Annotated in this window: 18 protein-coding genes and 4 pseudogenes; 8 read left to right on the top strand and 14 right to left on the bottom strand. The window is 42.7% G+C overall.

The annotated features are described in order from the left end of the window. Nucleotides 1-19 precede the first annotated feature (19 nt). On the bottom strand, nt 20-322 hold the full coding sequence (gene bolA, locus V3224_RS12055) for a transcriptional regulator BolA (protein ID WP_334470907.1): 303 nt from the start codon (nt 320-322) through the stop codon (nt 20-22). 293 nt (nt 323-615) lie between these two features. Between bolA and V3224_RS12050 the strand changes: the two are divergent. The 3 genes and pseudogenes from V3224_RS12050 to V3224_RS12040 all read left to right on the top strand — a co-directional run bounded on the left by V3224_RS12050 (nt 616) and on the right by V3224_RS12040 (nt 2,241). Beyond that, a pseudogene (locus V3224_RS12050) lies at nt 616-1,205 on the top strand (YajG family lipoprotein). Nucleotides 1,206-1,278: 73 nt separating this feature from the next. Beyond that, a pseudogene (locus V3224_RS12045) lies at nt 1,279-1,908 on the top strand (MFS transporter); the annotation flags it as partial. Nucleotides 1,909-2,073: 165 nt separating this feature from the next. Further along, nucleotides 2,074-2,241: a hypothetical protein gene (locus V3224_RS12040; RefSeq protein ID WP_442890273.1), complete on the top strand. Its 168-nt coding sequence runs from the start codon at nt 2,074-2,076 to the stop codon at nt 2,239-2,241. A gap of 10 nt (nt 2,242-2,251) precedes the next feature. Here V3224_RS12040 and V3224_RS12035 read toward each other — a convergent pair whose 3' ends face one another. Next, a complete protein-coding gene (locus tag V3224_RS12035) occupies nt 2,252-3,124 on the bottom strand; it encodes an IS982 family transposase (protein ID WP_334467716.1) in 873 nt (290 codons plus the stop codon). A gap of 116 nt (nt 3,125-3,240) precedes the next feature. Here V3224_RS12035 and ampG point away from each other — a divergent pair. After that, nucleotides 3,241-3,465: pseudogene (gene ampG / locus V3224_RS12030) on the top strand (muropeptide MFS transporter AmpG); the annotation flags it as partial. A gap of 138 nt (nt 3,466-3,603) precedes the next feature. Here ampG and V3224_RS12025 read toward each other — a convergent pair. The 7 genes from V3224_RS12025 to V3224_RS11995 all read right to left on the bottom strand — a co-directional run bounded on the left by V3224_RS12025 (nt 3,604) and on the right by V3224_RS11995 (nt 9,721). Continuing rightward, nucleotides 3,604-3,972 (bottom strand): head-tail adaptor protein, encoded by a 369-nt coding sequence (locus V3224_RS12025; RefSeq protein ID WP_334470729.1) that lies wholly within the window; start codon nt 3,970-3,972, stop codon nt 3,604-3,606. Continuing rightward, nucleotides 3,969-4,292 carry a head-tail connector protein gene (locus V3224_RS12020; RefSeq protein WP_334470728.1) on the bottom strand — a complete coding sequence of 108 codons (324 nt, stop codon included), beginning with the start codon at nt 4,290-4,292 and terminating at the stop codon, nt 3,969-3,971. Before V3224_RS12020 ends, V3224_RS12025 begins: the two co-directional genes overlap by 4 nt. A gap of 82 nt (nt 4,293-4,374) precedes the next feature. Beyond that, nucleotides 4,375-5,595 carry a phage major capsid protein gene (locus tag V3224_RS12015; protein WP_334470726.1) on the bottom strand — a complete coding sequence of 407 codons (1,221 nt, stop codon included), beginning with the start codon at nt 5,593-5,595 and terminating at the stop codon, nt 4,375-4,377. Nucleotides 5,596-5,605: 10 nt separating this feature from the next. Beyond that, the gene (locus tag V3224_RS12010) at nt 5,606-6,205 is read right to left on the bottom strand and encodes an HK97 family phage prohead protease (protein WP_334470724.1); all 600 of its coding nucleotides are present in this window, start codon (nt 6,203-6,205) and stop codon (nt 5,606-5,608) included. Beyond that, entirely contained in the window at nt 6,198-7,436 is a 1,239-nt protein-coding gene (locus tag V3224_RS12005) for a phage portal protein (RefSeq protein ID WP_334470722.1), read from the bottom strand. Before V3224_RS12005 ends, V3224_RS12010 begins: the two co-directional genes overlap by 8 nt. A 147-nt stretch (nt 7,437-7,583) precedes the next feature. Beyond that, the gene (locus V3224_RS12000; RefSeq protein WP_334470720.1) at nt 7,584-9,341 is read right to left on the bottom strand and encodes a terminase large subunit; all 1,758 of its coding nucleotides are present in this window, start codon (nt 9,339-9,341) and stop codon (nt 7,584-7,586) included. Next, nucleotides 9,341-9,721, bottom strand: a complete 381-nt coding sequence (locus V3224_RS11995; RefSeq protein ID WP_334470719.1) for a phage terminase small subunit P27 family — start codon at nt 9,719-9,721, stop codon at nt 9,341-9,343. Before V3224_RS11995 ends, V3224_RS12000 begins: the two co-directional genes overlap by 1 nt. 72 nt (nt 9,722-9,793) lie before the next feature. Here V3224_RS11995 and V3224_RS11990 point away from each other — a divergent pair, with 72 nt between their 5' ends. Continuing rightward, complete coding sequence (locus V3224_RS11990; protein ID WP_334467716.1) at nt 9,794-10,666, top strand: IS982 family transposase; 873 nt, start codon at nt 9,794-9,796, stop codon at nt 10,664-10,666. 28 nt (nt 10,667-10,694) lie between these two features. Here V3224_RS11990 and V3224_RS11985 read toward each other — a convergent pair. From V3224_RS11985 to V3224_RS11970, 4 genes and pseudogenes are all read right to left on the bottom strand, one after another. After that, a pseudogene (locus tag V3224_RS11985) lies at nt 10,695-10,841 on the bottom strand (phage terminase small subunit P27 family); the annotation flags it as partial. A gap of 147 nt (nt 10,842-10,988) precedes the next feature. Beyond that, a complete protein-coding gene (locus tag V3224_RS11980) occupies nt 10,989-11,333 on the bottom strand; it encodes a hypothetical protein (RefSeq protein ID WP_334470717.1) in 345 nt (114 codons plus the stop codon). Between the two features lie 415 nt (nt 11,334-11,748). Then, nucleotides 11,749-12,600 carry an ATP-binding protein gene (locus V3224_RS11975; RefSeq protein WP_334470715.1) on the bottom strand — a complete coding sequence of 284 codons (852 nt, stop codon included), beginning with the start codon at nt 12,598-12,600 and terminating at the stop codon, nt 11,749-11,751. A 110-nt stretch (nt 12,601-12,710) separates the two neighbouring features. Further along, nucleotides 12,711-13,550: a replication protein gene (locus tag V3224_RS11970; protein WP_334470713.1), complete on the bottom strand. Its 840-nt coding sequence runs from the start codon at nt 13,548-13,550 to the stop codon at nt 12,711-12,713. Nucleotides 13,551-13,625: 75 nt separating this feature from the next. Between V3224_RS11970 and V3224_RS11965 the strand changes: the two genes are divergently transcribed. Next, nucleotides 13,626-14,105, top strand: coding sequence for a helix-turn-helix domain-containing protein (locus tag V3224_RS11965; RefSeq protein WP_334470711.1), 480 nt, complete (start codon nt 13,626-13,628; stop codon nt 14,103-14,105). Here the strand turns inward: V3224_RS11965 and V3224_RS11960 are convergent. After that, the gene (locus tag V3224_RS11960) at nt 14,102-15,076 is read right to left on the bottom strand and encodes an IS701 family transposase (RefSeq protein ID WP_334470709.1); all 975 of its coding nucleotides are present in this window, start codon (nt 15,074-15,076) and stop codon (nt 14,102-14,104) included. The genes V3224_RS11965 and V3224_RS11960 overlap by 4 nt on opposite strands. A gap of 66 nt (nt 15,077-15,142) precedes the next feature. Here V3224_RS11960 and V3224_RS11955 point away from each other — a divergent pair, with 66 nt between their 5' ends. After that, complete coding sequence (locus V3224_RS11955; protein ID WP_334470707.1) at nt 15,143-15,733, top strand: hypothetical protein; 591 nt, start codon at nt 15,143-15,145, stop codon at nt 15,731-15,733. Continuing rightward, on the top strand, nt 15,720-16,001 hold the full coding sequence (locus V3224_RS11950) for an ATP-binding protein (RefSeq protein ID WP_334470705.1): 282 nt from the start codon (nt 15,720-15,722) through the stop codon (nt 15,999-16,001). The genes V3224_RS11955 and V3224_RS11950 overlap by 14 nt, the downstream gene beginning before the upstream one ends. Nucleotides 16,002-16,116 lie beyond the last annotated feature (115 nt).

Genomic DNA, 16,116 nt, shown 5'->3' with positions numbered 1-16,116 from the left:
TTTCTTAACCTCGATTGACTTACTCTCCGCCACGGCAAGCTGGTGAAGAAAAAACCTGCTGTTGGCGCTGTTGCCACTCAGTTGGGGTATAAGCATGTAATGCCAATGCATGAACACTATTAGATAATTCATCTGCTAATAATTGATAAACAGCTCGGTGACGAGCAACCATCCTTTGTGCTGCAAATTTTTCTGTCACTAAAATAACTTTAAAGTGACTTTCCGTACCCGGCGAAACATTATGTTGATCACTTTCATCTAATACCATCAAATATACCGGTGAAAAAGCGTATTCCAGTTTTTCTTCAATTTGCTTACACATGGTTTGCATAGGTTTAGTTACCATATTAATAGACTCTTTCGACTTAATTTACTAAGTAAATATATATGCCAGCAAAAATGATTAATCTGTTTTTTATTATAACTCACTACGATTTATCCAATATCGGTTAGAAATAGGATTAGATATTACTAAATTACGATTAAAGCATAATCCAGACCAATTTTTTAGTAGGTTTCTTCACCAAATGCCGATAACTTTCTGGCATACTAACAGTAAAATACCAAAGTATGGTAACGATTAAATCAAGTAATACCAAAATAGGTTGAGAAAACATGTTAAAAAATACCTTTCATCTAATCATTGCTCTGTTAATCTCATTGAGTTTAATAGGATGTGTTGCCCCAAGTAACACCCTGTCTATCGAGCCAAATATTAGCCTGCCAACTCAAGATCCAACCATAAGAGCAGTTTCAATAAATATTACTAGCATTGATAAAAGAAGCTCAACGGCACTTACCGAAATTAATCGTAATGCAGCACTAGCGGTATTAAAACCCTCTCGCGATTTACGCTATCTTTTACAAGAAGCATTAGAAAAACAGATGATCGCCAGAGGTTATACAGTTAGTGCTCCGGCTAATATTAATTTACAAATTGCGCTAAATAAGCTGTATGCCGATGTACAAGAAGGCAGCTTATACGTCATAATATCACTATCGATGTTGCGATTGGTGTCTTAGCTATGGCATCTAATGGGTCAACCAGTACACGTACCTATACGCGTAGCTATAATGAACAAGGGCCTCTTGATGCTAGTAACGAAAAAATTGCTTCAGCTATCAATAAAGCTTTAACCGACATTATTGCTGATATGGCTAATGATCCTGAAACAAGCCAGTTTATAAAACAAAACGCACAATGAATTTTTCAGCGTGTTAAGTGAGAGTGCTGCCAGCAATCGCTCTGTCTGACAATAACAGAGCAACAGTACGACTATGAAAAAAAACTACCTGACCGTTTTTACCCAACATCGTTCCCGAGTGCTGCTTTTGCTAGGTTTTGTGTCAGGGTTACCGCTGGCACTTACCGCAAGTACTTTGTAAGCCTGGTTAACCGTCGAAAATATTGATATTAAAACGATCGGTTTTTTTTCATTAGTCGGCCAGGCTTATGTATTAAAGTTTCTTTGGTCACCATTAATGGATCGCTACACCCTGCCCTGGCTAGGTCGCCGGCGTGGTTGGTTATTAACCACTCAGATTTTACTGATTATCAGCATTGCGGCGATGGGGTTTATCGATCCCAAAGAGCATCTTTGGTGGTTGGCAGCTGCTGCGGTGCTGGTCGCTTTCTGTTCCGCCTCACAAGATATTGTTTTTGATGCTTATAAAACCGATTTATTGTCAACAGAAGAGCGCGGCGCCGGCGCGGCAATATCCGTTATGGGTTATCGTATTAGTATGTTGGTTTCAGGCGGATTGGCTTTATGATTGGTCGACCATTTTGTTACTTGGCAGCAACTCTATCTACTGATGGCCAGCCTAATGCTAATTGGTCTCTATGCAACACTGTCCGCTAAAGAACCACTAATAAAATCGCCACCACCCAAAACCATGAGTTTCGCACAGGCATATAAAGTTCTAGAAATGGCTTAAAAGCAATGGTTAATCTGTAAGTTACTAAAACACATAAATTTTATTAAATTACAATAATTTGTATTTAATTTATAAGGTTTTGTCTATTTATATATCATGCTGAATTAAACTTAAAAATAGCGCGTTTTTTTATTGGTGCGAAACTCGTGGCTGTATGAAGCTATCTATGAACCCTTTGTCGAATTTTTTAGTCGTAATAATGCCTGGATCACCTTGTTATTGATCATTTTTTATAAAATGGGTGATGCATTTGTTATGGCACTGAGTACCAATTTCCTATTAAATAACCTGAGTTCGGGATAAGCATTATCAATTATACTTGAAGATACGTACCTGCAACAGGTATCTTTGGTTTAGATGGCATTAAACAATATGCAACCAGTCCGCCTAATAAATTCACTACAAAGTTAGCCGGAGAGCGATGTCGCGTATGCTCTATTTGACAAAGATTTTTTAACTCATCAAATACCGTTTCAATGACAGAACGATGACGCAAGATGGCTTTGTCGAAACAAGTCTGTTTAATAGGCTTCATTTTCTTCTTGATATTCGTTATAAGGCTAATTCCCATCGTTTTGAGTTGCTGTTTCAGTGAAGCCGATAAATACCCTTTATCTGCGTACAAACAACCAGAAAGATCCTTTGTCAGCTCAGGCAATGGTTTCCGATCATCGGTGTTTCCTGGTGTGAGTCGAAAACTGAGTATTTCCCCCAAATGATTGATAATTACATGAAGCTTGAAACCAAAGAACCAACCTGTTGAATTTTTTCCCCGTTCAGCTATCCCATTGAAGACTTTATGTCTGCGGATCCGTAAGTTATCACACACCGCTATCGGAGTAGAATCGGCAACCGATAGCCCCGTGCATTTTCCCTTAATTGACTCAAACAGTGCCGTTAACGCTAAGGCACTACGCGGAAGTAACTCTACACAGCGTGAATAGGATGGCAAGTTAGGAAATTCCTTCCGGAGATATAAGCGGACATAATAGAGATAAAATACCTTGAATTGCCTGAATCGGAGTTGATGAAACAACACAACCAGTGTCATCATTTCCGCCAACGAAAGCTGAGTAGACCGTCTACGACGCTTAGTACCGTTAGTCAGCAAATATTCATGCATTTTTGGCTCGAAGTCTTTGCAAAAATCATCCATCAGGCAATAAAGTTCAGTAAGATTTTCCATAATTGTTTAACAATGCTCTACTCTTTAACCAGACTGTTAGAGTATTTTAACAAAACAGGCTCATTCAACTATTTGAATATCAAGACTTTCTCTTTATTTCTTATCCCGAACTCAGGTTAAATAAACTTGGCTTTTCGCTGGCTGAAGTTGGCACCATTAATAAAACTTTTGGACTATTTGCAACTATTCTTGGCGCTTTATATGGCGGCTATATTATGCAAAAAATGTCGTTATTTAAAGCCTTACTTATTTTCGGTATTTTACAGACTATTTCTAATTTTGGTTATTGGTTTCTGGCAGTAACTCCCGCCAATATTTATACCACCAGCAGCGTTATCTTTACACGAGTTTCGCACAGGCCTATAAAATTCTAGAAATGGCTTAAAAGTAATGATTAATCTGCAAGTTACTGAAATGCATAAATTCACTTAATTTACAATAAGTTATATTTAATTTATAAGGTTTTATCTATTTACATATTATGCTGAATTAAACTTAAAAATAGCGCGTTTTTTTATTGGTGCGAAACTCGTGTCACGGACTCGCTTAACCTGGAACACCTTATCTTGAATAATCACTTGATAATCACGCTTAATATGACGGTCGTGGCGATAACGAAGCGTAATAAAATGGGTGATTAAATCATTAAGTTGCGCAGAGTTTTGATAGATTGTTGCGCCAACCTGCATGACCTTTGCCCATGCCTTAAAGCCATCAGGATAGCTATCATCAAATCCCACCTTGTCATCAGGCGTATTCCGATGACGACGAACCGTAATCCGCGTATTGAGTTCTCCTGGATCGGGATACCTATACGTGGCACTGGTTTCTACATGTCGTAGTTTCATGGCGGGATAATCCGATAAGGCTGCACATTCCATTTAAAACTCATCGGCAACTCGATTTTTTGTACCTCCGATACTGTCGAGCGATTTTCGGTGTAATACGAGACCAGTAACAACATGGCGAGTTTGATATCATCCGTGAGATGCATGCCGGTAGGGTCATCAGCAGGGATTGCGGATTTGGGTGCGTACAATTTTCGATTCAAATACGTTTCGGTTCTCGCTTGTACAGCGCTGCCATAAAATTCAAGCAAAGCATCTGCATCCGTCATATCGGGTTCCACTCCGCATTGTGCCTTAATTTCTTCCAGTTTTAGCAACATAAGTAGCTCCTATGCCCGCCGAATGACGGGCATAAAAAAACCGCAAATGGCGGTCATCTTGGTTTTTTAAGTCGTCCAGGGATTAAGTGGGCTTGCCAACCAGCGCCTTGATAGCGGCTGTATCTTCCAGCACACAATCAAATCGATGAAAAGCGACAAAGGCAGTCTGGTCATACTCGGCATAACGCTCAACCAAGCGTTTTAACGTCATATAGCTAACGCGTCGGACGATAAAACGGTTAAAGTCACCGCAGTAAATGAACTTTTTCCCTTTACCGATATCGGCAATGGCCGGATCAATCACATAAGGGATATTAAGCACCGTTGCAGGCGCAACGCCGACAATTTCCGGTAGCCATAGGGGGCGCTTCTGGGTATCTACCATTTCACTGAGCATTTTTAACGTATTATCGTTAAACACCAAACGGAAGGTGCCGCCATTACGATAAGCCGGGTCAATGCTGTGTTTTAATGCCAATATTTCTTGCCACGTGAACTTGTCTACTGCTGCGGTATTTGTTGTCCCGGTCACCGAAGCTTCCAGTCCTTTGGGTTGCAAGGGGGTACCCGCACCACTACCTTGCACCAGATATTTTGCTTCGCCGCGTCCCAGCCGTTGGGCAATACGAGCAGCCAGGTAGCCCTCAATATCAACGCCACTGTCTTGCAATAATTCATTGGAAACTTTAATCATTTTTGATGATAACTTTTTTGCACCCAGGCTGGCTGTACCAAAGGTGACCTCACCTTCACTGGCTGCTGTGTTTTCTGCTAACAATTCACCTTCTTCGGCTGTCCCGTCCGATGTGCTCCAATTAATCGTCTGGCCGTCAGATGTCATGAGAATTTGTGCTACGCTGGCAATACCGTCATAGGCTTTCATTGAATCGACGATTTTGTTTAACATCACTTTCGGGACGGTATAGCCGCCTTTGTCCTCAGGTGTCGTACCTTGTGCGCGAAGCTCTCGCAATGCTTGCCGCTCTTCTGGACTCATCTCACCCAGCCCACAACGCAAGAATTTGTCAAACGCAGCGGTGCGTCGCTCGCTTTCCTGTTCTGGGTTGGCTTTATTCAGTGCCTGACGCTGTTCGTCGGCCCGCTCATCGACAACCGCCTGATCCAGTTGGCGTAATTCCTCTTCACGGGTTATCTGTTCATCGATACTTTGCAGCAATGCCTTGGCCTTATTCCATTCAGTACGTCGTTCATCCGTCCAGGCGTTATCGCCAATTTTTTCATTGAGCGCCCGCATATCGGTCGCTACAGTCTGGCGTTTTTGTTGCAACTCGTGGAGTTTCATCTTGTATCCTTTAAACATTTAATAAAGTCAATAGACGCTCGCGCGCCATTCTTTGGTTGATGGCGTGTTGAAGCACACCGGTTTCTTTTGCTTCCTGCCAGGCTTTTAGTGATCGGACAGCCGAGTCCGTATCCTGATAGGCCGGATAAGTGACGGGACTGACATCGAAAAGCCGGGAAAACCGATGGATTTCACGTATTACAATGCCTTCGTCGTCCTCATACCAATGCTCACCATCGTGAGCAACGCGAAATCCAAATGATGATTGGTCAATATCGCCTCTTCGCATTGGCTCCAGCACCAAATCGCGGATTATCTGGGTATCGGGTGCACAGATGTCGTACTGCAAACCGCGTTCATCCACCGATAACGCCAGTGTTCCGGCTACCGTGCGGCCAAGAATGAAATTGGCATCGTGATTAAATAGCGCTCTCACATCATCATTAAGCACACCATCAAATGCGTTGGGCTTTATGATTTCTCTAAAACCCCATAGCGGCTCGGAGCGACTATTGAACACAGAGCCATAGCCAATAATTCGTGAGGGGTGGGCATCTTGTTGTTCCGTTCTAATATTTCCGCTATAACAGCGCGTTTCCCTGTCAAGCATCGGCAATTTCCTCTTTGATTTTTTCTTTTGTCTCTTCATCGATCGTTAAAGGGATTGGGTTGGCGGCATTAACGCTCACCAGCATTTCATCCAGTCCATCTATTGGATTCATGTCTTCAAAGGCCCGTGCTTCATTGCGACTCATCCAACCATCAATAATGGCGTAATGATAGAATTGAGCACGTTCTTGGGGGGTTCCGCGCATCAAACCAGCGAGATTAAAACGTACGTAAAAGCCTGCACGTCGCTCAGCGCGAGTAAATAGACGCCGATTAAGCTCCTGCTCCCAATTAGCCACCCAGGGCATAATGCTATAACGTACAAAGTGAATGGCTTGTGCAGTGATATTGCTGTAGGTGGCTTTCTCCAAATCGTTAATCATATGTGACGGCAAATTAAAAATACCGGCAATCATGGAACGATTGAGTTTCATCATATCGATAATTTGTGCATCGACTGGCGAAACGGTCAGCGCCTTGTAATCTAAATCCGCTGGCAAAAATAGCGTTTTATTCTCCTCACGCCGTAATGCCAACATAGCATTGGTCCATAGCGCCTTTAATCGTAGCCAGCCGTCGTCTTTAATTTCTCCTTTTACTGAAACGATGCCGCTAGGTCGCCCATTACGAGCAAAGAAACTGGCAGTATAGTGTTGTCCACTCATGCCGATGCCAATCGTATAAGCATGTTGCAAAATCGGACTTAACCCCATTTTCTGGTTATTGCCCAGTGCTTGAATGTGGATCATATCGTCCATCGATACCGCAAAATGGCCTTGTTCGTTGTAAACGCCGTAGGTATAGCGTCCTCCCGTATTCATCAGTGTGGTTTCCCACGGCATACAGGCTTCCAGTGATAGCACCTCGCCGCGGCGAGAACGCATCACGCGCGTAAAACCATTGCACCAGCCCAAAATATGCCGTTGCGTTAATTCCCGCCACTTGTAACTCGTTTGCAACGTATTTGGCTCATCATGAACCAGATAGAACGCAGGATGATCGCGGGCAATATCGACGCCTTTATCCGTTTTTCTCATCACATGCAGCGGCATCTGGGCAATGTTTGACGCTAGCACGGTGATACAGGAATAGACGGCAGCCAGTTTCAGCGCGGTTTCAGGATTAACGTAGGTGCCTGATCGGAATAGTCCGTCTGTCTCTGCCATCTCTGTACTCATGCCCGTTTTGGGGTTTTCCAGTGGTTCATGGCGGAAAATGGCATCAAGTAGCATGTCTCCTCCTCATGGCGGCTAATAGCGCCCATGCCAGCACGAGAGTACCGGAAAACATCAGTGAACAGGGCAGACCAAATTGCAGGTACACTCCAGCGGAGAGCAAGCCAAAACCGACCAGCCCGATAATATCAATGATTAAATGTTTCATAGCATTAGGAGATCTTCGATAGGATCCAGTGTTGAGAGAAAATCAGTTTTGTTGCCACCATTAACTAATACGCGACTCATCGCGGTAAATAAGGCCACAGGGCCATCAATTTTTGCTTCAGGTGTTGATTTATTGGGGAAAATATTGTCGTTTTTATCGATTTTCACCGTGATATTCGACATCATCCAGTTCATTAACGGATTTTGTGTATGATGCAGACGTTCGCTATAAACCAGCGCCTCCACCTCTTTCATGGCTTCGGATAAGTTTTTTACCGTTTGCGGCACCTCAACCAGCGGCAAACCCGCTTCAGCAAGCGATAAACTGAATTGGGTCGCACTCCACGGATCGACAGCAATTTCTTTCAAACTTTCGCCTGACACCCAAGCCTGTAGCGCTTCCTTGATTTGCGCATGGTCGATAACATCCCCCTCCGTCAAAGTAAGCATGTCCAGCGCCGCCCACTTGCGGTACATTTCTGCCATTTGGCGTGAGCAGCGCGCTAGCCGTCCCTCTGGGAGCCAGAATTTACCATCGAGAGGAACATGACCCTCATTCGTCCGCCAGACTTTAACTGCCGCACAAATGTCAATTTTGTTTGATAGATCAACGCCTACCCACAGTGGATAGGTGTTTAATTCATACTGTGGCGCGATATATTTGCATTTTTCCCACTTGATCATGTCCATCCATGCTGATTCCGCCGTCACCCACATATTCATATGCTTGGTAAAAAAGTTCACACGGGCGGAAACCTGCTCTTGTGCTTTTTTTGCCAAGCGGCGTAAATCATCCCAGCGTTTACAGATACCCAATCCGGGATTCGCTTTTAACCAGACGCTTTCATCAAAGGGATCGTCGTTTTCATCGAGCGTATAGATGATGGCAAAAAAGGTATCATCTTTGATTGCCCCTTCAACCTTGCTATCAACACCGCGCAATACCTTAATGGCGTAGTCTCGAAGTTCGTAGCAAATGCCTTCCTTGTTAAATCCCGCCGTGGTGATACCAAAAATTAGCGATTGCAGACGAGCCCCGGTTGCTGTTTCCAGTACATCCCACACATCACGGGTTTTGTGAGCGTGAAGTTCATCCACTATGCCACAGTGAATATTTAAACCATCCAGGCTGTGAGCATCTGAGGATAGCGGTTGAAAACGAGAGGTAGAATGTTCCTGATAGATAGCCAGCTTGTTAAATTCAAAAAAACGTCCAAGTGTTAATGGAGCCTTTTTAATCATGCTCTTGGCATCATCAAATACAATGCGAGCCTGATCTCGCGTGGTCGCTGCGGAATAGACTTCTGCACCCCCTTCGCCGTCCGCCCCCGTCATGTACAGGGCAATCCCCGATGAAAGCGTGGACTTGGCGTTCTTTCGCGCCACTTCGTTGTAGGCAGTACGAAAACGCCGTACCATCACAGGCTTGCCGCTGCCGTCAGACTTAAGAACCATTTCACCGGTTTTCTCGTCAATCAATGGAATAACGAAACCAAAAATATTGATCAGAATAAAGGTGTGCCAATCCATCAGATCAATCGACTGACCAGCAAGATTACCTTTGACGTGGGGGATAACTTTATAGAAATTAAGTACATGCTGGGCGCGAGGCTGGCTGAAATAAATGCCGCGCTCTTCGCCGTTTTTAAGGTCATCCAGAAAGCGTAGACAGGCCAGACGGACATATTGACACGCTAGTATCTCGCCAGACACCACGCGCTCGGCATAGCGGATACCTTCGGCAACCGTTGCCATCAGTCCTCCCTTTTGCTTAACAAGGCCGCGAACGGATCTATGGTCTCTGCTTCGTTAACATTGACTTTTGAGCGACTCGCTGGCGTCATGCCGAATTCGGCTTGCATCCTGCAAATACGCTTCCACGCATCAGCCATCATGGCAACTTGCGGATGAGGACGGATCATCACGCTGCCATCAGCCGAGGTGGTTTTGTAAGACTCCCCCTCCTGCTCGATAACGTCACGGTGACGTCTCCACTCGATATAAGCACCAACCAACAATTCAAGCGCCATAGCATCAAGCACGGTGAGCACTCCGATACTATCGAGACGCTCGCTCAAAACCTTAAACCAACCTGAGTTCGGGATAAGAAATAAAGAGAAAGTCTTGATATTCAAATAGTTGAATGAGCCTGTTTTGTTAAAATACTCTAACAGTCTGGTTAAAGAGTAGAGCATTGTTAAACAATTATGGAAAATCTTACTGAACTTTATTGCCTGATGGATGATTTTTGCAAAGACTTCGAGCCAAAAATGCATGAATATTTGCTGACTAACGGTACTAAGCGTCGTAGACGGTCTACTCAGCTTTCGTTGGCGGAAATGATGACACTGGTTGTGTTGTTTCATCAACTCCGATTCAGGCAATTCAAGGTATTTTATCTCTATTATGTCCGCTTATATCTCCGGAAGGAATTTCCTAACTTGCCATCCTATTCACGCTGTGTAGAGTTACTTCCGCGTAGTGCCTTAGCGTTAACGGCACTGTTTGAGTCAATTAAGGGAAAATGCACGGGGCTATCGGTTGCCGATTCTACTCCGATAGCGGTGTGTGATAACTTACGGATCCGCAGACATAAAGTCTTCAATGGGATAGCTGAACGGGGAAAAAATTCAACAGGTTGGTTCTTTGGTTTCAAGCTTCATGTAATTATCAATCATTTGGGGGAAATACTCAGTTTTCGACTCACACCAGGAAACACCGATGATCGGAAACCATTGCCTGAGCTGACAAAGGATCTTTCTGGTTGTTTGTACGCAGATAAAGGGTATTTATCGGCTTCACTGAAACAGCAACTCAAAACGATGGGAATTAGCCTTATAACGAATATCAAGAAGAAAATGAAGCCTATTAAACAGACTTGTTTCGACAAAGCCATCTTGCGTCATCGTTCTGTCATTGAAACGGTATTTGATGAGTTAAAAAATCTTTGTCAAATAGAGCATACGCGACATCGCTCTCCGGCTAACTTTGTAGTGAATTTATTAGGCGGACTGGTTGCATATTGTTTAATGCCATCTAAACCAAAGATACCTGTTGCAGGTACGTATCTTCAAGTATAATTGATAATGCTTATCCCGAACTCAGGTTAAACCAGTATTTTTCCTGCTTGTTGAAATGTTTTGGTGTTGGGGGAACCCCTTTTGTGGGTTGTGGCTCGCTTTTATTAATTGGGCGTTTTGATGGGTTCCCCCTAACCAAACGTAGATGGGTCGGGGTTTTAGGTGGCCCAGACATAATTGAAAACTCCTATTAATCACGCGGTGGGGGTACCGATAAAAAGGTTTTCTAACCTGCGGGGATGTAAGAAAAGGAGGCCATCCGCTCCTAACCTATTGTTTATATAGTGATTTTACCTCCCCTCCTCTAAACACCGGACGTATGCTATAGATCGTCTGGATGCGCTCGCTCTCGAAGAGATTGTTTTTTCTCTTCTGGAAGACCTAAACCAAGAAAATCTTCCGGTAGAAGCCCAAAACTTTTTAAATAAGATAAAGCTGCCTCAATATTTTGAGAGCATCGATTGGAATCGTAAAATAAATTGGACTCTTGGTTCAGGTAAAGACTATCTGAAAAATTCAGATTAGAGGTTTCTTTGAATATGCTAAGTTTTTTAACCAATTCTTCGGTGTCATTTTCTATTTTGTGTAATGACGATGCTCTATCACTTAATTTTTTAGCTTCATTTTCTAACCACGCTACTAAATTATATAGACACGAGTTTCGCACCAATAAAAAAACGCTCTATTTTTAAGTTTAATTCAGCATAATATGTAAATAGATAAAACCTTATAAATTAAATATAACTTATTGTAAATTAAGTGAATTTATGCATTTCAGTAACTTGCAGATTAATCATTACTTTTAAGCCATTTCTAGAATTTTATAGGCCTGTGCGAAACTCGTGAACAAATCAGTTTTACTAATCTCGAGACGAACAACACGTCTCGTTTCATCAGTAATTTTCATTTTTGTTTACCCTTCTTGTTTTGTGGCGTGACCGACTAACCAAACTAGTGGATTTCGATGCGGTCGGATTTATCCTGTACGCCTCTTTAAGCGATTTTTAATTCTAACTGTTACAGCTGGGTGTCTTGGGGTTAGAAAACGCCGTCACGGACGTTCTAGGTGCCTTAAAATCGATTCATGCAGCCATGCTTGAACGGTAACTGCTCCACGTGAACGTCAAAGTGCAACCACCACCGTCGTTCATCCGGTCGATAACACGCTCCCCGATAAACCCCGCCAGTTCGTTCAATGCCAGATTGCTGATGATTATCGTTGGCTTCATGCTCTCGTAGCGCGTGTTGATAACCTCAAACAAGATCATTTTTTCCGCCTCGCTACCAAACTGAACACCTACCTCGTCGATGATGAGCAAGTCAGGCTGGGTATAGCGCTTGATGACATCGGCCTCTGAACATTCTGCGTTCTTGCTCCAGGTTGATTTAAATTCGCGGGCAATTCGCAAAACTGTCGTGAATAGCGCTGAACTTTGATGTTCGTTGATAACGTGTTTCGCAATCGACAGTGCCAGATGATTCTTGCCTGTACCGGGCTTTCCACACATCACCAAACCACCACCACGCTTAAGGCGTTCAGGCCAATGGGCGGCATAGTCGTTACAAAGTTTTAAGCAACATGCCGCATCAGTATTCACTCGTTCGTAATTATCCAGGGTCACATTGGCAAAGCATTCCGGCAGGTTCAGGTTATCCATGAGCATTTTAATTTTGCTGTGCTTGCGGTGTTTTTCCTGCTCGGCTTCGGCTTGCTCCAACTGAGATAATTTTTCGGTCAGGCAAGCAGGGCATTCGCTTCTTGTTTCAATCCCTTTGCCGTGAAGTGCCATCCTGCGGCAACGTTGTTTGAATAAGCCGTGCCTGTCACAGATGGCCTCTTTCTCCTCGAAAACCGTGTGCTCTAGTCGCTTGGGTGGCGCATTCAGGTCTGCCAGTTTTTGACGCACGGTTGTAATTTCTGCACTGTAGTTCATAGACCCTCCCTCGCTAGACATTCCCTCGCCCAATCAGGTAGCTGCGGTTCCCCATAGTCCTTGTCAGCAAAGCTATCTGCGACAGAGTGGGGTTTCGTTTGCTGAGTTCTTCAGAGTTGATTAGGCTCGAAGAGTCCTTGCCAACCGTTGCCGATACTGGCGTTAATAATTTCTTCAGGCTGATGTCCGTTATAGCGGCACTTGCCTAGCAGCTTGATAGCCTGAATCACCGTCTGCTGGGATTTAATCGGCTTGTTGATTTCCTTGCGGTACTGCACCCAGGAATCCCAGATCGGTTGTGGTAGCCAGTCAGGTAGTTCTACCGAGCTTGGGTCAAACGATTTTGATTTTGCCAAAGAAGGGGTTTGGGGTAGTTTATGTTTTAATATATTTTCTTTACTTTCTTTCCTTTCTTTGGTGTGTGATTGATTTGACCACAAAGATGTGGTTGATTCGGCTACACTTTTTGTGGTTGATTTAGCTACACTGTGGTTGTTTTGATACAGTGTCGATTCGACCACACTTTGCGGTTTTTCTGTGGTTGATTTAACCACAGTGTGGTTATTTTGATACTGGGTTGATTCAGCCACATTTGAGGTGAAATTCCACGATTGAACATTTTGATTCACACCTATTTTTGACCCTTGCATTAATAGCAAGCCTAGTTTAATCATTTCAGATTTAGCTTTATTGACGTTAACACGCTCAATCCCTGTCATTTGGCTAATTTGCATATCTGTTATACGGTCAAAATCTTTACCCCAGCCAATAGTCATTCTGTGAATTGCATCAAATATTTTATATTGACGAAATGTAATAGGGGCGCGTAGTAATGCTTCTTTTAGCTCATTATCCCATTTAGTAAATCCAATATCGTTTCCAGTCATGAGAAGCGCTTGCTCTTCATCTTTTGATTTAAAATAGGCATAGGTAACGTTGTCACCGATCATGCAAAACTGATCCACTAACGATCATCTAAAACTGATCCACTTGGTATTATTCGCACATTTTTGTACGGATAATTTATGTTAACCAAGGAGATATTTGTGGATATTCATGTTCGCTTTGCACAAGGACAAAGCCTTCGAAAAATTGCCCGTGAATTGGGCATATCCCGTAACACCGTAAAACATCATTTACAACAACAGACAATGCCAACTTATGCTAAAAGAAGTCAACAACCGACTAAATTAGCACCCTTTAAACCTTATTTGCTTCATCGAATTGAACTGGCTAAACCTGATTGGATCCCTGCAACAGTCTTATTTGATGAAGTAGTTGAAAGCGGCTATCAAGGCGGTATTGCTCAATTACGCCGATTTGTTTGTCAATTTAAACCAAGCATTGTTCCCGAAGCTGTCGTCCGTTTTGAAACACAGCCAGGTCAACAAATGCAAATCGACTTCACCAGCATCCGGCGAGGTAAAAAATCACTAAAAGCGTTTGGTGCAACGCTAGGCTATTCGCGTGCGAGTTATGTAAACACGAGTTTCGCACAAAACTAATTTGGGTACGCTAATAAAACACGGATTTGCTCAGTAATAGCACTTTTGATTACGTCCCAATTTTGTTGATAAAGGGTTATTTTTTCAGATATACGACGTTTATGTTGTTCAAACCACGCAGAAATAGCGAGAAAAATATGATTTCTTTGCGCTCGGCTCGTGCGAGCCTGACAGCGTTCAATACCACAGTTTTGTTTAACTTCTCGATGATAAACTTCAACAGACCAACGGGCATCCATGATAGATTTGAGGTATTGACGGGTGGGATTCTCTTTGTTTGTTACTATGTAATCAATACGGCCGTTTTTGGCTGTAAATTTGAAAACGGTTACCCAACCATATCCTCGCAAGTGTATTGACGTTCCTTCTTCTGAGATGTCTAACTTGTTCAGTTGTTTGTTATGGTTAACAATCCTATTTTTCCTCAGCGTGGTTACCCAGATCCAACCATGAGAGCGAATTGATTTCAGGTTATCCAGGCTAGAATACCAAGCATCCATCACTACGACTTCTGGCATGATCCCTCTTTTTTTAGCAAGAGTGAGCATTTCGGAAAAGTGCGTGTTTTTTGTTTTTCCATCAGAATCTTTATCATAAATAAGATAATTGATAGGAATTGATTCAACCTTCGTCAGATCATGCCAAAGCAAATTAACTAAACCTATGCCAGCAATAACATCATGTTCATTACCTGAATATTGATAATGGACCATCACTATTTTTTTACTACGTGTTTTGGCAATCAATGTATCATCGGCAATTAGTACGCAAGGGCTTTTTTTGTCTATAGAAGGTTCAACTAATCGCCATAGGTCTTTAGGTCTAAAACATCTACTTTTTAGCCATCGGCTAACAGTGTCATGAGATAAAGGCGATGGGCTTACTTCTGATAACGCTAAACCAGAGTATCTTAAACTGCTTACTTGTAAGAATGTTTTATAGATATCTTTAATACATGGATAACCCGACAAAATATGAACACCCTGATTTTTTCTTGTTTTTAAATTTATACTTCTTTTTTGGAGATTGCGAAACTCGTGGTAAAGTTCTTTGATAATGAACGAGCAGAATCCTGGCAACAAGGTTTACGAGAAGCTTTCGACTATTTTGGTGGTGTACCACAGGAAATATTGTGTGATAACGCAAAATCCCTCATCATCGAACGGGATGCTTATGCAGAAGGTGAACATAAATTACATGTCGAAATGCTTCAAATGTCGAAAGATTACAGGTTTAAATTGTGTGCTTGCAAGCCCTACAGGGCAAAAACTAAAGGGAAAGTAGAGCGCTTTAACCACTATTTAAAAAACAGCTTTATCGTACCATTAAATACCGACCTTCGTGCTCATAATCTTGAACTGGATATTGAGATAGCTAATGCAAGAGTGGGGCCCTGGTTACAACGCGTTGCCCATCAGCGGATTCATGGAACAACGTTAGAGAAGCCAGCAGATAGACTAGCTAAGGAAGTTAAGTATCTTCTACCCTTACCAGCAAGGGTTTGCCAATCTATCCCGCAGACTGATACGCTTAATATCCGTATCGTACCGCCCCTTGAATCTGTCAGTTTGCAACACTCAATCAGCGTATACGAAGCATTGCTGGGAGGTGAACATGTTATTGCATGAACAAATTGAACACCTGTGTGAGTCATTGAAATTAAATTCTATTCCGACTCATTGGTCATCACTTGCCGAACAATGCATTGCCCAAGACAAAAGCTACGGAGAGTTTTTACTGTCCCTATTAAAATGTGAGCAACAACAACGAGATGAACGAACCCGTAATCTTTTGAGTCGGATGGCAGGATTCCCAGCACATAAAGAACTTAATACGTTCGATTTTAAGTTTGCCACGAGTTTCGCACAGGCCTATAAAATTCTAGAAATGGCTTAAAAGTAATGATTAATCTGCAAGTTACTGAAATGCATAAATTTACTTAATTTACAATAAGTTATATTTAATTTATAAGGTTTTATCTATTTACATATTATGCTGAATTAAACTTAAA

The organism is Arsenophonus sp. PmNCSU2021_1, from assembly GCF_036919435.1.
In the GTDB taxonomy this organism is placed as follows: Bacteria; Pseudomonadota; Gammaproteobacteria; order Enterobacterales; family Enterobacteriaceae; genus Arsenophonus; species Arsenophonus nilaparvatae.
The sequence above is the reverse complement of the archived record's forward strand: the minus strand, read 5'-3'. Positions and strand labels throughout refer to the sequence as shown.

What these genes read in the sequence shown, in the direction of transcription:
- V3224_RS11970 (WP_334470713.1), bottom strand. Translation starts at nt 13,550, where the DNA reads ATGATCGGTGACAACGTTACCTATGCCTATTTTAAATCAAAAGATGAA.
- bolA (WP_334470907.1), bottom strand. Translation starts at nt 322, where the DNA reads ATGTGTAAGCAAATTGAAGAAAAACTGGAATACGCTTTTTCACCGGTA.
- V3224_RS12020 (WP_334470728.1), bottom strand. Translation starts at nt 4,292, where the DNA reads ATGTTGCTAAAACTGGAAGAAATTAAGGCACAATGCGGAGTGGAACCC.
- V3224_RS12000 (WP_334470720.1), bottom strand. Translation starts at nt 9,341, where the DNA reads ATGGCAACGGTTGCCGAAGGTATCCGCTATGCCGAGCGCGTGGTGTCT.
- V3224_RS11990 (WP_334467716.1), top strand. Translation starts at nt 9,794, where the DNA reads ATGGAAAATCTTACTGAACTTTATTGCCTGATGGATGATTTTTGCAAA.
- V3224_RS12010 (WP_334470724.1), bottom strand. Translation starts at nt 6,205, where the DNA reads ATGCTTGACAGGGAAACGCGCTGTTATAGCGGAAATATTAGAACGGAA.
- V3224_RS11950 (WP_334470705.1), top strand. Translation starts at nt 15,720, where the DNA reads ATGTTATTGCATGAACAAATTGAACACCTGTGTGAGTCATTGAAATTA.
- V3224_RS11975 (WP_334470715.1), bottom strand. Translation starts at nt 12,600, where the DNA reads ATGAACTACAGTGCAGAAATTACAACCGTGCGTCAAAAACTGGCAGAC.
- V3224_RS12005 (WP_334470722.1), bottom strand. Translation starts at nt 7,436, where the DNA reads ATGCTACTTGATGCCATTTTCCGCCATGAACCACTGGAAAACCCCAAA.
- V3224_RS12025 (WP_334470729.1), bottom strand. Translation starts at nt 3,972, where the DNA reads ATGAAACTACGACATGTAGAAACCAGTGCCACGTATAGGTATCCCGAT.
- V3224_RS12015 (WP_334470726.1), bottom strand. Translation starts at nt 5,595, where the DNA reads ATGAAACTCCACGAGTTGCAACAAAAACGCCAGACTGTAGCGACCGAT.
- V3224_RS11965 (WP_334470711.1), top strand. Translation starts at nt 13,626, where the DNA reads ATGTTAACCAAGGAGATATTTGTGGATATTCATGTTCGCTTTGCACAA.
- V3224_RS12035 (WP_334467716.1), bottom strand. Translation starts at nt 3,124, where the DNA reads ATGGAAAATCTTACTGAACTTTATTGCCTGATGGATGATTTTTGCAAA.